The 15,206-nt window shown below is 41.7% G+C and carries 13 protein-coding genes; 8 read left to right on the plus strand and 5 right to left on the minus strand.

Going from position 1 to position 15,206, the window contains the following annotated elements; translation table 11 throughout:
• Positions 1-99 precede the first annotated feature (99 nt).
• The 4 genes from E2I05_RS21890 (at position 100) to glnG (ending at position 6,359) form a co-directional block, all read left to right on the plus strand.
• Positions 100-240: a hypothetical protein gene (locus E2I05_RS21890; RefSeq protein WP_170179602.1), complete on the plus strand. Its 141-nt coding sequence runs from the start codon at positions 100-102 to the stop codon at positions 238-240.
• A 382-nt stretch (positions 241-622) separates the two neighbouring features.
• Positions 623-3,145, plus strand: coding sequence for a pentatricopeptide repeat-containing protein (locus E2I05_RS00375; protein ID WP_121853254.1), 2,523 nt, complete (start codon positions 623-625; stop codon positions 3,143-3,145).
• Positions 3,146-3,892: 747 nt separating this feature from the next.
• Positions 3,893-4,936 carry a nitrogen regulation protein NR(II) gene (gene glnL, locus E2I05_RS00380; protein ID WP_121853253.1) on the plus strand — a complete coding sequence of 348 codons (1,044 nt, stop codon included), beginning with the start codon at positions 3,893-3,895 and terminating at the stop codon, positions 4,934-4,936.
• Positions 4,937-4,961: 25 nt separating this feature from the next.
• Positions 4,962-6,359 carry a nitrogen regulation protein NR(I) gene (glnG, locus tag E2I05_RS00385; protein ID WP_121853252.1) on the plus strand — a complete coding sequence of 466 codons (1,398 nt, stop codon included), beginning with the start codon at positions 4,962-4,964 and terminating at the stop codon, positions 6,357-6,359.
• Positions 6,360-6,788: 429 nt separating this feature from the next.
• On the opposite strand, the gene E2I05_RS00390 is transcribed toward glnG, so the two are convergent.
• The gene (locus tag E2I05_RS00390) at positions 6,789-8,003 is read right to left on the minus strand and encodes a multidrug effflux MFS transporter (RefSeq protein ID WP_121853251.1); all 1,215 of its coding nucleotides are present in this window, start codon (positions 8,001-8,003) and stop codon (positions 6,789-6,791) included.
• 122 nt (positions 8,004-8,125) lie between these two features.
• Here E2I05_RS00390 and E2I05_RS00395 point away from each other — a divergent pair, with 122 nt between their 5' ends.
• The 4 genes from E2I05_RS00395 (at position 8,126) to envZ (ending at position 12,367) form a co-directional block, all read left to right on the plus strand.
• Positions 8,126-8,719 carry a uracil-DNA glycosylase family protein gene (locus tag E2I05_RS00395; protein ID WP_121853250.1) on the plus strand — a complete coding sequence of 198 codons (594 nt, stop codon included), beginning with the start codon at positions 8,126-8,128 and terminating at the stop codon, positions 8,717-8,719.
• Positions 8,720-8,892: 173 nt separating this feature from the next.
• Positions 8,893-9,741 carry a hypothetical protein gene (locus E2I05_RS00400; protein WP_121853249.1) on the plus strand — a complete coding sequence of 283 codons (849 nt, stop codon included), beginning with the start codon at positions 8,893-8,895 and terminating at the stop codon, positions 9,739-9,741.
• 550 nt (positions 9,742-10,291) lie between these two features.
• A complete protein-coding gene (gene ompR, locus E2I05_RS00405; RefSeq protein WP_121853248.1) occupies positions 10,292-11,008 on the plus strand; it encodes an osmolarity response regulator transcription factor OmpR in 717 nt (238 codons plus the stop codon).
• A 39-nt stretch (positions 11,009-11,047) separates the two neighbouring features.
• On the plus strand, positions 11,048-12,367 hold the full coding sequence (gene envZ / locus E2I05_RS00410) for a two-component system sensor histidine kinase EnvZ (RefSeq protein WP_121853247.1): 1,320 nt from the start codon (positions 11,048-11,050) through the stop codon (positions 12,365-12,367).
• 55 nt (positions 12,368-12,422) lie between these two features.
• Here the strand turns inward: envZ and E2I05_RS00415 are convergent, their stop codons facing one another.
• The 4 genes from E2I05_RS00415 to E2I05_RS00430 form a co-directional block, all read right to left on the minus strand.
• Positions 12,423-12,896, minus strand: a complete 474-nt coding sequence (locus tag E2I05_RS00415) for a peroxiredoxin (RefSeq protein WP_121853246.1) — start codon at positions 12,894-12,896, stop codon at positions 12,423-12,425.
• Positions 12,897-12,913: 17 nt separating this feature from the next.
• Positions 12,914-13,651, minus strand: a complete 738-nt coding sequence (locus E2I05_RS00420) for a class I SAM-dependent methyltransferase (RefSeq protein ID WP_376707898.1) — start codon at positions 13,649-13,651, stop codon at positions 12,914-12,916.
• A 63-nt stretch (positions 13,652-13,714) separates the two neighbouring features.
• Positions 13,715-14,203 carry a LemA family protein gene (locus tag E2I05_RS00425; protein WP_170179603.1) on the minus strand — a complete coding sequence of 163 codons (489 nt, stop codon included), beginning with the start codon at positions 14,201-14,203 and terminating at the stop codon, positions 13,715-13,717.
• Between the two features lie 265 nt (positions 14,204-14,468).
• On the minus strand, positions 14,469-15,182 hold the full coding sequence (locus E2I05_RS00430; protein WP_121853243.1) for a TIGR01621 family pseudouridine synthase: 714 nt from the start codon (positions 15,180-15,182) through the stop codon (positions 14,469-14,471).
• Between the last annotated feature and the right edge of the window lie 24 nt (positions 15,183-15,206).

A 15,206-nucleotide genomic window follows, 5' to 3' on the forward strand; every position in this document is an offset into this window, starting at 1 on the left:
CAGGGAGCGAGTGCAGTAACTGGGGAAGCCTGACACCTTATCTGGGATAGTCCAGAAGCTTTTATACAAGAGGAAACTCAAGGTAGAAGTTGGTGCGAGGTGGCCGATGAGCCCGTAGTAGTGAGTAAAATCCAGCCGATGAAAGCCAGTAATGGTGTGGAGGGCAAAACTGGATTGGCCAATGACGTAGTTTATTGGCGGCATCAACAGCCAAAAGCCTTGATGTTGGCGAAGGGGTGAAGCTTAATTTAAGTTTGCGATGGACAGGATTTTTTTTCACAGATACAGAAAATCACAAAAAGATGAGTGAGGCATTTCCGACTGGAGGCATTAGGAATAATGACTCTGGAGACCGAAGCCGTATACGGGAGTAATTCAGTCATATCAAAGTAAATTGCCAAGGGCTAGAAGGCCTTGAGGCTGAGTGAAATACACCAACTGATGAAAACAAGACACTGAACCCAAACAACGCACACAGAGAGCTCAATGGAATGGCTCCTCTGTGCGGTGGATAATTTTCGGTTATACATTTATAGAATGCCTTAAAGCTGAATCATTTTGTATTTATCTATTTAGTGCGTTATTTCTTGCATGTTAATTCACTCACTTATTGAGTAATGTGATGGCGACAGTGCGCACACCTGCTGAGCATGAATCAATATATAGATTCATGCTCACAAGTCTCCAAGAATACCCTAGCGAAGCCGTATTATATCTGAACTTTGAGGTTTCAAAGTTTGATGGTGATGAATACTTACAAGAGTGTTATCAAAGACTAAGCAAAACCAATAGACAAAAGCTGTATGATTTTTTCAACAATAAATCATCGTCGACTCGCTCTAACTCTCGCACACGAGAGGCTCATTATTGTAAGAAGCCAAGTAACGCTTGCCGATGTTTGGCAACTGAGCCCCGCTCCATTACTCCAAAACCGAGCACTCAATATACCAAGAAAATACAGCAACCACCTTCCTCCCCTGATCCCTTTTTTACTCAGACCAGTGAGCTTATTCACTCTTGGAAACTTAAACAGAAAAGCAAAAATCAACTGGGTATTGAGTTAAATGCATTAATTGGTGGTTGCACTAAACTTTCGCAGCTTATTGAAATCATTCACACCCTAAAAAACGACAAACGGGTAATGGAAACATCATGGAACATAAGGTTAATCCATAAATTGTTACACAAAGCGGCTGAGTTTTCTGACAGCCATTCATCTAATTTCGACGGCATTTTTAGCGACATAACACGATTTAAATCGTCCTATGAAGCGAAAACATGCATATTATTACTGAAATTAATTAAGTTAAATTTAAATTTTTCAGATGCCAAAGGATTAGTGCTAGGCAATACAGCTGATGCCGGCTTAATGCAACAATGGGGCATCAAGCCTAATGTTGCCATTTACAATGCCTTTATCACGGTATGCGCTAAAACTGACCAGTTTTATAGTGCTTGGCAACTGGTGCGTGGTGATAAACCCGTGATGGCACCTCATTTGATATTAAAAGCTAATCAAATCACCTGCATGAATCTGCTCACTGCTTGCGCTGAAGCTGGACGTTATGCAGAAGCCAAATCATTGGTGTTGGGCGATTCAGCTACAGACAGTTTAATGCAACAATGGGGCATCAAGCCTGATGTTGCCATTTACAATGCTTTTATCACGGTATGCGCTAAAACGGGCCAATTTGATAGTGCTTGGCAACTAGTGTGTGGTGATAAGCCCGCGATGGCATCTCATATGTCATTAAAGGCCAATAAAATTACCTGCATGAATTTGCTGACGGCCTGCGCTGAAACGGGGCGTTATGTAGAAGCCAAATCATTGGTATTGGGCGATACAGATACAGCCAGCTTAACGCTACAATGGGGCATCGGGCCTAATGTTGCCATTTACAATGCCTTTATCACTGTATGCGCTAAAACGGGCCAGTTTGATAGTGCTTGGCAACTGGTGTGTGGTGACAAACCCGTGATGGCACCTCATCTACCACTAAAAGCCAATCTAATCACCTGCATGAATTTGCTGACGGCCTGCGTTGAAGCGGGGCGTTATGCAGAAGCCAAATCATTGGTGTTGGACGATGGCGATACGGCTACAGCGACAGTCAGCTTAATGCAGCAGTGGTGCATCAAACCTGATGTTGCCATTTACAATGCCTTTATCACGGTATGCGCTAAAACGGGCCAGTTTGATAGTGCTTGGCAACTGGTATGTGGCGATAAGCCCGTGATGGCACCTCATCTACCACTAAAAGCCAATCTAATCACCTGCATGAATTTGCTGACGACCTGTGCTGAAACAGGGCGTTATGCAGAAGCCAAATCATTGGTGTTGGGCGATGGCGATACAAATAGAGCCAGCTTAATACAACAATGGGACATTAAGCCTGATGTTGCCATTTACAATGCCTTTATCACGGTATGTGCTAAAACTGGCCAGTTTGATAGTGCTTGGGAACTGGTGTGTGGTGACGAGCCTGTGATGGCACCTCATCTACCACTAAAGGCAGATTCAATCACCTGCCTGAATTTGCTGACGGCCTGCGCTGAAGCGGGGCGTTATGCAGAAGCCAAATCATTGGTGTTGGGCGATGGCGATACAGCTACAGCTACAGCCAGCTTAATGAAACAATGGGACATCAAGCCTGATGTTGCCATTTACAATGCCTTTATTAAAGTATGTATTAAGGCAAAGGAATTAGACACTGGAATATGGTATTTAGAAAAAATAATGAACAAATGTAACATGAGTACTTTTTCACAAATACATGCTCAACTTGCGCCGCTTGAAAAAGATAATTTCGCAAGCATGATTGATAAAGGGATAATAGAAGGGATATATAAAAAAAATGTTGGCTTAATGAATCATTGTATAGATTTGCATATGGATAAAATCTTCGAAGGACATTCAGGCGATGGTACACATATTCGAGGTGTTCCATTAGCTTTCGCAAAACTATTATTTTGTTACCACAAACAAAACAATGAACCCAAAATAACATCGATCATAACTGGATACCATGGCAATAATACGTTAAAAAATGGAATGATAGGTTTTCTCAAAGATGAATTTGGACTTGAGTTTACCGAGAGTAAACTCAACTCAGGAATGATAGTATTGAGCGAGTCTACCCATTAACTTGATATTAAAGAGCACACTTTTTAGTATGAGCGTATCATAAAATGAACATCATAGAACAACGACAATATTATAATGTTAACTGCATTTTTGTTTTAATGTACTAGGGTCTGTTGATCTTTCAGGATTAAATTTTGTGCTATTTGAGCATTTATCTGTTCAAGGCGTGAGCCGTGATGCTTAGCCATCTAAGTGAGCTGGTCACAACACAGAACAGTGAATGCTCACAAGCATCGAAAAAAGAGAGAGCGTAAATTGGTCGCACTTTCTCAATAAAAGGTGCTGCGTTATCGTTTTCTTATTTGGAAACGAAGTAACGACAGTTTTGTATGTCGATAATAACCCAACCTCACAAACACTGCCTTGCATAAAATAACCAATTTATCGCTGCAAAAACAATCACGAAAGATCAACAGCCCCTAAATGGTTTTGGGGCAAAAGTGCGTTTGTCAGCATAAAATCAACGGCAATTAAGTATGTCTTTATTGCCCAGTATGATTCTTTAGCTGCTCACTACATCTATAACATAGTAAATTTGTACGAATGGTAATACTTCGTTTCAAGCTTTCGCTGGAGTGACGGAAAAGTTCGCTGAACTTTGTAGGTAAAAAGGAATCTTTATTGATTTCGTTACTCAGAGCTCAGGTTATTTAAATTGATGTCGCCTGTAGAATTATGCAACACTGTTTATACACTGTTTTGGTGCGATATAAGTGTTGCGTTATCAATGGATAATCATTATTTGAAATGAAACCCGATAATATTCTCGAAAATCTGGTAACGGCTGTCATTGTGGTCGATAAATCACTAGCTGTTCAATACGCTAACCCGGCCGCGACTCAGTTGCTGAATGTCAGTCAGCGCAAATTAGCTGGATCAATGTTATTAGCTCATGTTAGGGAGTTAGGGGTTGAAAACAGTGCATTGTTAAGCTCGGCACAAACCAACCAAAGTCTGTCCATCAATAGTACAAAATTAATTACCCATGACGGTGTCATCCATACGGTTGATATCATGATGACGTCTTTAGATCCTGTTGATCAGTTAAGTTTGCTAGAACTTAGACAAGTGGATCAACAAAATCAAATTTATCAGCAGTCGAACCAAGAGGCTCAACAACAGGCGGCTCAATTTCTTGTGCGTAACCTTGCCCACGAAATTAAAAATCCACTTGGTGGATTAAGGGGAGCGGCGCAGTTATTATCTCGAGAGTTACAAGATCAAGATGCGCAAGAGTTCACTACCATGATTATCGAGCAGGCCGACCGAATGGGGAGCCTCGTTGATCGCTTGTTAGGCCCGCAAATGCCGACCCAGCACCACTTTCATAATTTGCATCAAGTTATCGAGCAAGTGGTTCAGCTGGTCAGCATTAACTTACATGAGCACATTAGTATTCAGCGAGATTACGATCCATCCATGCCCGATGTAAAAATGGATACTGATCAAGTGCAACAAGCCGTACTTAATATTGTTCAAAATGCAATACAAGCCCTAGAGGAAAATGGAGGGGTAATTAGGCTTCGCACCCGAACTCGTCATCAAATGACGATAGGTAGTACACGGCATAAACTGGTGAGTGAGTTGGCGATCATTGATGATGGACCAGGTGTACCGACTGAATTAATGGAAACATTGTTTTATCCAATGGTGACTGGCAGAACGGACGGCACAGGGCTAGGTTTATCTATTGCGCACAATATAGCGCGCTTACATGGTGGCCGAATTGACTGCCAATCACGGCCGAGCCTAACCATTTTTACGCTATTTTTACCGATACTTTTACCCTAACTAACATGAAATGAGAGTGGTTGACATGAGCGAGCAAGTTTGGATTTTAGATGATGACAATGCCATTCGTTGGGTGATCGAAAAGTCATTAACGTCGGTTAATATTAGCAATAGCAGTTTTGTGTCTGCGGAGTCTTTATGGCACGCCCTTGTGTATTCCAAGCCACAAATCATTATTTCAGACATCAGAATGCCTGGTACCGATGGTTTAAGTTTGCTGGAGCGATTACAACAGAATCACCCAGATATCCCGGTCATCATAATCACGGCTCACTCCGACCTAGATAGTGCTGTGAATGCATACCAAGCGGGTGCTTTTGAGTATTTATCTAAACCGTTTGATATTGATGAACTCACCGCTCTCGCCGAACGAGCACTCAGTCATGCCAATGAAAGTCGTTCAAGTAAACAGATTAAAAGCCCATTGAATGTGCCTGAAATTATTGGGGAAGCGGCGTCGATGCAAGACGTGTTTCGCTCCATAGGACGCTTATCACGATCATCCATGAGTGTACTGATAAATGGTCAATCAGGTACCGGTAAAGAATTAGTCGCCAAAGCCCTACATAAACACAGCCCAAGACACGCCGCACCTTTTATTGCCATCAATGTGGCAGCTATTCCTAATGAGTTAATTGAAGCCGAGCTGTTTGGCCATGAAAAAGGCGCATTTACAGGGGCCAATAGTGGACGCATAGGGCGTTTCGAACAAGCCAATGGCGGTACCCTATTTTTAGATGAAATCGGTGATATGCCACTCGATGTGCAAACCAGATTATTAAGAGTGTTGGCAGAAGGGCACTTTTATCGAGTCGGTGGGCATGAGCCCGTTGAAGTAGATGTTCGCATTGTGGCGGCCACTCATCAAAATTTACAAGATTTAGTGGCGAGAGGAGACTTTAGAGATGATTTGTTTCACCGACTCAATGTGATCCGTATTCAGTTGCCATCATTGGCTGAACGACAAGAAGATATTCCTAAATTAGCACAGCACTTCATGCAATTAGCCGCCAAAGAAATCAATGAAGAACCGAAAACATTAACGGCTGAATGCTTAGAAACGATGAAGGCCTTTGCTTGGCCGGGTAATGTTAGGCAGTTAGAGAATACCTGTCGTTGGCTTACGGTGATGGCTTCAGGACAAGAAGTGCTCAGTGACGATTTGCCTGAGGATATTTTAACCCCTCAGGCAACGACACAGGTTAATACCATGATGTCGTGGCAAGAGGCGTTGGCGGCCTGGGTTGATGTGCAGCTTGAGAATGAACAATCTGAGTTGCTCCATGAAGTACAACTGCAAACTGAACAAATATTATTTAGTCGAGCGCTCAAACACACCAGAGGTCATAAACAAGAAGCGGCCAAGTTACTTGGATGTGGCCGCAATACTTTGACGCGAAAAATAAAAGAATTATCTATTTAATACCAATTACAGTAATTCATCTCTCACTCAGCAAGAGCTAAAGGGGTTCAGTGCAAGGCGCAAGCTCGAAGTACTATATTCCCTACGGCCGCCATACAAAGCTGGCGTTCAACGCACTTCGTGCTTTTGTCAGGATAATTCAAGTGCGTGTAACGCAGTAATGGAACCCTTTAGCCATGCCCTTCGGGAGCTTGTATGTGCTCAAATTACTTCTCAAAATTGTCTTGACGTAGCAATGTAATAACGACAGCTTTGTATGTCGGTAACAACTATGTCTTCATCAATTTCGATTGCACTTTTAGCACATACATAGCTCTGAGTTGAGCATTTAATTACTGTATTTGGTATAACCTGACCTTGGATTAAATTTAAACTTATTGTCTATAAAACAATTTAATTATAGATTTTATTATCCCGAGCTTAGGTTATTTAGGACGCCGCTGAAACATCCGTATCGTGATGATGCCAATGAGCTAGCCGCGGTTGCTTCATTACGATGATCAACACTAATGGGGCAATGCAGCAAACCAGTGCGATAGCGTTGGGCGCTGACAGGCTGGTTTGCTGCACAAGGCCACTGATCAAGGCGGCACCACTCATTTGAATACAGCCTAACAAAGCGGTTGCCGTACCCGCGCGGTGACCAAATGCTGCAAGTGCCATGCTGGTCGCAGGCCCAAGCAGTAAAGCAAAGCCGATACAAAGCAGCATCATAGGTAACATGAAGGCAAAAGAGGGGGGCAGTACTTGAATTATTGTTGGATTTTGGAACAATAAGATCAGAATTGCTGTTGCTACAAATAAAGAGAAAGCAGTCATCACGGTGTGGCGGTTACCTAACTTTTTACAAATACTAGGAGCAATAAAACAGGCCAAAATATTGATGAATGCATTAAGTGCAAATAACCCACTGAAATACAGCTCAGAGACACCTAAATGGTCAATTAACCAAACCGGTGAGTATGACACGTAACATAAAATGGCCGCCATGGCGGTCATACAACTGAACGAGTAAAATAAAAAGTGTGGTTCGGTTAATATCGGCAAATAGCGTGACCAGTGATACAGTTTACCGTCAGATACCGTATGTTCAGGCTTGGTTTCGTTAAAACGTAAACTTATGATGGTCATCACTACCACAGCGAAAAGGCTCATAAATATAAAGTTAGAGCGCCAACCAAATTGTAATGCCAGCATGCCACCTAAACTTGGAGCAAGCGCTGGGATCACACAGATAGCACCATTTAAATAGCTGTACAGTTTTGCAGTTTCATTTGGGGCAAAACAATCTCTTACGGCGCTGAATGCGACTATCGAGGTTGCACAAGCGGCTAAACCTTGCAGAACACGAGCGAGAAGTAACAGCTCGAAATCGTTGGCTGTCGCGGCTAAAAGGCTACTGAAGCCATAGAGCAAGACACCAAACAAGGCGACGGGACGGCGGCCGAATTTATCGGCTAATGGACCAATTAAAATTTGTCCTATGCCCATAGAAAATAAAAATAACACTAACGTCGATTGTATCTGGCTATTAGAAATACTGAATTCCAACGCCATGGCTGGCATAGAAGGTAGATAAATATCAATCGCTAATGGACTGAGTAATACCAACATCATAAGTACAGGTAGCGAAGCTTTTGGCATTAACATTCTCAACTTGAAGAACGCAAAGAGGGTGTCTCAACGTTAATGGTTATAAAACGGAGGCAATTTTAGCGGAAAATAAGCGCTGTGAATATCTTTATATCAATACAGGGTGTGTGGAAATGGTTATTAACAAGTTCAGTGAGTTACTCGAAAAAATACAATCGTGCAGGCATTGCGAAGATCACTTGCCTTGCCCGCCAAAACCCGTGCTGCAAGTCCACCCTGATGCCAAAATATTAATTGCTGGACAAGCGCCTGGTCGGAAGGTGCAAGAGTCCTGTATCCCATTTGATGATGCCAGCGGGGATAAATTAAGGCGCTGGCTAGGCGTGGATAAAAAGCAATTTTATAATGAAAAGCAGTTTGCTATCGTCCCTATGGGTTTTTGCTTTCCTGGTACTAGCAAACAAGGGGATCTTCCACCTAGACCCGAGTGTGCAGCGCAGTGGCGACAGGCTTTATTAGCACAACTGCCCAATATTCAGCTGACACTGGTTATAGGTCAGTATGCACAGCAATATCATTTTGGTGGTAAAAAAATGTCGGTCACAGACAGGGTGAAACAATGGAAAGATTACACCCCTAGCCGACTGGCTTTACCTCACCCTAGTCCCAGAAATATCCGTTGGTTTCAGAGTAACCCTTGGTTTGATGAACAAGTCATTCCGTATTTACAATTACAGGTTCAAAGGCTATTAAACTTAGGGGGCTAGCGATTTAGAAAGTACCAATCTTTGTCATACCAGCGAAGGCTGGTATCCATTGGTTTTAGCAAAGGCACTAGACTCCAGCCTCCAGCCTGCGCTGGAGTGACGAGAACTCATCGGTATACTTTCTTCCGCAACTTTCCTTATGAATACTTGATGAATGAGCAATCGGTGAATATATGATCCCATTAGAAACCGTTAATAAAATTATATTACTTGCTAAAGACGCGCTCCCTGAGCGCTTAACGTTAGATATTTTATGTGTTGAAGGCGTATTAAAAAGTTACCTAGTTCAGTTAGAAAAAGGAAAATTAAAAAGTATAACGACAGAAGTTGTTGCCGAAGCCAGTGCTCAATTTTTTAATGAGCATAGTGAGCAAAAGGTTCGTAAGATGCTGGACAATTATGTCAGTCAGATTTTGATGTATCGAGTTAGACAAAATAATATTGTGGATGCTCCTAAAGGTTCCAACCTTGAGTTTGAAGTCAGCACGTGTAGTGGTGCAACGTCTACTGAAACAACCAAGGATTATGCTTTCCATACATCAAATAAAATATGGCTCGCAAAAGCAAGGTTGCGAGTTTCAGAGTCAAATCCACCCCTTACCCTGCTTTTAGATCTTGATGAAACGGTTATTTTCTATGGAAGTGCGCATCGCCGTTTTAATAAAGCTTTTAAACTGTTATCGGAGGAACACAGAGGTGGAACAGTCTATTTTGATCCAAAAGCGATGGAGAATTTACTGGCTTTTCAGAGCAATGGTCATGAAATTATGATTATTACCCAAGGTGGATATCTATACAGTGATATTAAGATGTTGTTTGCAACCCAAGGTATTTTTATCGAAGATGATGCGTACTACAATAAGGTAGATATAGGCTCTAAACATGGAGATAAAAAATACTATATTGATAGGCATGAGTTTAATCATGAAACACTATTAATTGATGATAAAATGCACAATGAGCCAACCTATACTCACTTTTTGCTAAGTGGACCCACGATCCCATTCCCTTCTTTGACTTGAAGGCTTCTGTATTATACCAATTACAGTAATTAACTTCCAACTCAGCAAGAGCTAAAGGATTTCAGTACAAGGCGCAAGTTTGAAGTACTATATACCCTAACGGCCGCCATACAAAACTGGCGTTTAACGCACTTCGTGCTTTTGTCAGGATAATTCAAAAACTTGTAACCTAGTAATGGAATCCTTTAGCCTTGCCCTTCGGGAGCTTGTATGTTTTCAAATTACTACGCAAAATTGTCTCAACGTAGCAATGTAATAACGACAGTTTTGTATGTCGGTAATAACTATGTCTTCATCAATTTCAGTTGTACTTTGAACACATACATAGCTCTGAGCTGGGAATTTAATTATTGTTATTGGTATTATTTCGTTTACTTATTAATACGAATTTAGTTACAAATTTCTTTATCTATCTATATTATGGCTAATTTGTTTATATTCAGCTTGTTACTGATTTAAAATTTCACGGTGTGAGGAAAAAACTAGCCACATAAACCTCAACAACTGTATATTAAGTAACAAAATTTGTAGATAGTGATAAGGAAATTTCATGGGGCAAGAAACTTCAAAGATCCTCGTTGTTGACGATGACATGCGTTTGCGTTCATTGCTGGAGCGATATCTCCTTGAGCAAGGGTTCCATGTGCGCAGTGCCGCTAATGCAGAGCAAATGAATCGGTTACTTGAACGTGAGAATTTTCACTTGTTAGTATTGGATTTAATGCTGCCGGGTGAAGACGGTTTGTCGATTTGTAAGCGTTTACGCCAGAAAAAAAATCAAATCCCCATCATAATGCTCACAGCCAAAGGCGATGAGGTTGACAGGATCATTGGTCTTGAATTAGGTGCCGATGATTATCTGGCAAAACCTTTTAATCCGCGCGAACTATTAGCGAGAATCAATGCGGTGATGAGAAGACAAACCGCTGAAGTACCTGGCGCACCATCCCAACAAGAAGAATCCATTCGTTTTGGTGATTTCGCTTTAGATTTAGCTACGAGAGTCATGCATCACGGTGATGAAGCAATAAGCCTAACCAGTGGTGAATTTGCTGTCCTCAAAGTGCTTGTGACTCACCCTCGTGAGCCGTTATCTCGTGATAAATTGATGAACTTTGCCCGTGGTCGAGATTATTCAGCATTAGAGCGCTCGATTGATGTGCAAGTGTCGCGTTTAAGGCGCTTGATAGAGCAAGATCCTGCCAACCCACGGTATATTCAAACTGTTTGGGGGTTAGGGTATGTGTTTGTCCCTGATGGTCAATAACAAAGTAATGACCATAAAAAGGCTGCGATAAGAATAAAAATGACCACAAATAAATGGCGGCGATTGCTGCCTCGCAGTGCATTCAGTCAAACGGTTTTTCTTATTGGCAGTTTATTACTGATTAATCAGTTGGTGTCTTATTGGACAGTCGCAGTATATTTTATTCGTCCGAGCTATGAGCAGATGAACCAATTGATTGCACGGCAAGTTAACTTATTGTTTGTTGATGAAATTGAAATTGGCCGCCAACATTTAACCTTAGTCGATGCGCTTAATGCCAAAGTTAAAGACGACGGTATGCAAGTGTATAGCCAGAAACAAGCACGAGATGCAGGGGTGGATAAAGCGACTTACTATGGTTTTTGGTCATCACAAATGTCTGAGTATTTAAAAGGGCAAGCCGAAGTTCGAGTGATGCAATCCACACACTTACAAATTTGGGTCCGCCCACCTCAGGCGCCTTCTTTATGGATTAAAGTTACTCTAAACAGTGGGATTAATGAAGATGAGCTGTCACCGCTAACCTTATACCTTTTAGTAATAGGTGCATTGAGCGTGTTAGGGGGATGGACATTTGCTCGTAAGCAAAACCGGCCGTTGAAACGCCTACAACAAGCGGCTATTTCTGTGTCGCGTGGTAACTTTCCAAAACCTTTGCCTCTAGACGGTTCTAGTGAATTGATTGAAGTGACTAACGCGTTTAATCGAATGGCTTCAAGTATGAAGCAATTAGAACAAGATCGCGCTCTACTCATGGCTGGTATTTCCCATGATCTTCGTACGCCGCTTACTAGAATCCGTTTAGCGTCAGAAATGATGGTAGAAGAAGATAAATACTTAAAAGATGGTATTGTCAATGACATTGAAGATATGGACGCCATCATTAATCAATTCATTGCCTACATCAGACAAGATCAAGAATCGCAGTTAGTACCCACACAAATTAATCAATTAATCCAAGACGTCGCCGATGCCGAAATCAATCGCGGTATAGAGATTGAACTTGATCTGCAAGATTGCCCTGAAGCACTCATGAAATCGGTTTCAATAAAACGAGTGTTGAGCAATCTTGTTGAAAACGCCAGTCGCTATGGCAATGGTTGGGTGAAGATCCAGTCACAAACGTCAGAAGCTAACATCAGCTTTGTAGTTGAAGACAATGGCCCAGGGATTGATGAAAACAATATCGAAACTTTATTTCAACCATTTACTCAAGGTGATAGTGCGAGAGGGAGCATTGGATCAGGTCTTGGGCTGGCTATCATTAAACGAATTGTTGAGCATCACCTCGGAGAAGTAAAATTGACGAATAGGACTGAAGGTGGTCTACGTGCCCAAGTGTGGCTACCCATTGAATAAATTTAAAATTGGATCAAGCCGCGAGCGATAGCGGCTTTATAAATTGAAGTTGAAATTACAGCACAGCAAGCATAGTTTCAGCGTTACTCACTTCAAACGCTTTTGGCGCTTCTACATTGAGCGTTGTGACAACACCATTTTCGATCAACATGGCGTAACGCTGCGAGCGAACTCCACCAAAACTGCCGGTTTCCATTTCCAGTCCAAGCGCTTTCGTAAATGAAGCATCGCCATCCGCCAGCATCATAATGTGCTCAGCGTTTTGGCTGTCACCCCATGCCTTCATAACAAACGCATCATTAACAGAAACACAGGCGATAAAATCAACGCCTTTGGCTTGAAACTCATCAGCAAGAGTAATATAACCGGGCAAATGAGCCGCTGAGCATGTTGGAGTGAAAGCTCCCGGTAACGCGAATAGAATCACTTTTTTATTCGCGAAAAGCTCTGTAACCGTATGTTCTTTCATGCCATCAGCGATTAATTGAGCCAGTGTGGCATTGGGCAGTTTTGAACCTTGTGAAATCATAAAAACCTCAGAGAGTATTACATGGCTGCTTTAACATAAATATCAAAGCGATTCTTTTTAGTACTGATCACCGTGCTAGGTGGTTGCTGATTCAATGGCTCAGCATAGTCAGGGCGTTTTACGACCACGCGCTTTGTTGCTAAATCAAGTGCTGGTTGTAGTAACTCATCGGCGTCTTGGTCGCTACCTACGAGGGATTGAAATAGGCGCATTTCTTTTTTAATTAATGCCGACTTTTCACGATGAGGATACATGGGATCAAGATATACTACATCAGCATTCAATGAAAGCTGATGTAAGGTTGTCTGACTGCTGCCATAATTAAGGATCATTCTTTGCCGCATCCATTCACCAATCTCAGCATCAAGATAGCCTCGTCTTAACCCATCTTCAAGTAAAGCTGCAACAATGGGGTTACGTTCGATGAGTGTTACGCTGCAACCAAGGCTGGCCAGCACAAATGCATCACGACCAAGTCCCGCCGTTGCGTCAATGACTGTGGGGGTTTTGCCATTTTTAAGCCCTACCGCTTTGGCGATAGATTGGCCTTTACCACCACCGAACTTGCGTCTGTGGGCCACAGCTCCACTGGTAAAATCAACGCTGATAGCAGACAGCTTCGGTTCATCGCGTTTATAAAGGCACAATGTGTCATGTTGAAACTTAAGTTCAAAAAACGCATTTTCGTCAAAAACCAGTGCCCAGCGTTGGCATATTTCAGAAACTTTAGGGCAATGTTGATCATAAAAAATGATATTGGACACTATATGCTTGCTTAAAAAAGAAAGAAGGTGATGGCGGAGATTATACCCAGAAACCTACGAAAGTTGCTCTAGATTTTGATAAACATAGCTTGGTGACAGACTCGCAGGCATTTTAGGCTCAAAATAAGGCATAACGTGAATATTTACTACGAATGCGATAAGTGAGCTGGGGAAAATTGAAACCGAGAGATTCAATTCTGTGACGGCTTGGTTGTAGTGTCGGCAGATTGTCGAAAAACTACTGTGAATATCATAATACTTCTGTAGATGTGTATTAATGGGGGAGTCAGGCTCAGTATTGGGTTGATGCTTTGAGGCCATAAATGTTTGATTAATCTGATAGCTTAAACGCCCAGCCCGTTTAAGGTGAGATTTGACTTTTTGGTAATCATTTAATTTATAGGGTTTATTGAACTCTTGTTGAAGTTGCCCAAGTTGTTGATGATAAACTTTCTTTGTTTTCTCTGTTAATTCACTGAATGCGATGACTTGTTGTGCCAATAAGGTTTGTTGCTTCAGTGAATTATCCAGTTTGGCAATCAATTTCGTTGCCGTGTGTGATTTTTTCAATAACAGTTTTGAATAATGAATTATCCAAATCAGACAAGCGATAGCAATAATGGCGAAGAAAAGCATGTGAACCTAGTTTATAAGATCCTATGTTGATGTAAATCTAGGTGATAAAAGACAATTTTTCCAATTTAAATGTTCAGTATTAGGAAATGATTAAGCCTTGGTTCAGGATAAATAATTATAATGAACCTTACGCAAGATTAGGGCAACCAATTCGCTCGTGAATGCAGGACTCTCATTTGGAGTCCTTTTTTTTTGCTTGCGGCCAATTAAGAGTATGTGGGTGCCTCCATTCTTCAACTTGCTGCACAACCTTGTTGTGAGCAAATAAGACGCCGTTATCCCGTTGTAGGTTCGGTAAACAAGAGTAACTATATTCTTTACCCGCGAATTCAAACAACAAACAAAAAGCATGTAAATAGCAACGATCACTTGCCAGCTTGCCGTAAAGCGGATCTCCTAGTATTGGCACACCTAAACTTGCGAGTGCGACCCGTAACTGATGAGTTTTGCCTGTGTGAGGTTTTAATAAGTAAAGCCTTAGTCCCTCATTGAATGAATGACTGAAAAACTGTGTGATTGCCGGATTCTCTTTGGTTTTTAACAGCTTCATTTGTCCGCGACGTGACTTAGTCATATCACCAATGACCCAACCTTGTTTTTTTTTAGGCTTGCCTTGAGCTATGGCGAGGTAATATTTCTGTATCTGATGATGTTTAAATTTTTCCGCTAAAATATGAGCCGATTTTGATGATTTGGCGAGTAATAATAAACCAGATGTAGGGGTATCGAGACGGTGAACTGCAAATAATTTTTGCTGTTTGTCCTGTTCGACGGTGGCGACGAGCCCAGCTTCCCCGTGTTGGCTATGAAAATGAACTCCTGAAGATTTATTTATGACAATAAATTCATCGGTCTCGGCAATTAATTGGTATGGTTTTGCAGGCATATAAGCTTGATTAAGTGGTTATCA

The sequence above is a fragment of the Parashewanella spongiae genome (genome assembly GCF_004358345.1).
Taxonomy (GTDB): domain Bacteria; phylum Pseudomonadota; class Gammaproteobacteria; order Enterobacterales; family Shewanellaceae; genus Parashewanella; species Parashewanella spongiae.

Excerpts from the sequence above, each read along its gene's own strand:
- E2I05_RS00375 (WP_121853254.1), top strand. The coding sequence starts at position 623 with ATGGCGACAGTGCGCACACCTGCTGAGCATGAATCAATATATAGATTC.
- glnL (WP_121853253.1), top strand. The coding sequence starts at position 3,893 with ATGAAACCCGATAATATTCTCGAAAATCTGGTAACGGCTGTCATTGTG.
- glnG (WP_121853252.1), top strand. The coding sequence starts at position 4,962 with ATGAGCGAGCAAGTTTGGATTTTAGATGATGACAATGCCATTCGTTGG.
- E2I05_RS00390 (WP_121853251.1), bottom strand. The coding sequence starts at position 8,003 with ATGCCAAAAGCTTCGCTACCTGTACTTATGATGTTGGTATTACTCAGT.
- E2I05_RS00395 (WP_121853250.1), top strand. The coding sequence starts at position 8,126 with ATGGTTATTAACAAGTTCAGTGAGTTACTCGAAAAAATACAATCGTGC.
- E2I05_RS00400 (WP_121853249.1), top strand. The coding sequence starts at position 8,893 with ATGATCCCATTAGAAACCGTTAATAAAATTATATTACTTGCTAAAGAC.
- ompR (WP_121853248.1), top strand. The coding sequence starts at position 10,292 with ATGGGGCAAGAAACTTCAAAGATCCTCGTTGTTGACGATGACATGCGT.
- envZ (WP_121853247.1), top strand. The coding sequence starts at position 11,048 with ATGACCACAAATAAATGGCGGCGATTGCTGCCTCGCAGTGCATTCAGT.
- E2I05_RS00415 (WP_121853246.1), bottom strand. The coding sequence starts at position 12,896 with ATGATTTCACAAGGTTCAAAACTGCCCAATGCCACACTGGCTCAATTA.
- E2I05_RS00430 (WP_121853243.1), bottom strand. The coding sequence starts at position 15,182 with ATGCCTGCAAAACCATACCAATTAATTGCCGAGACCGATGAATTTATT.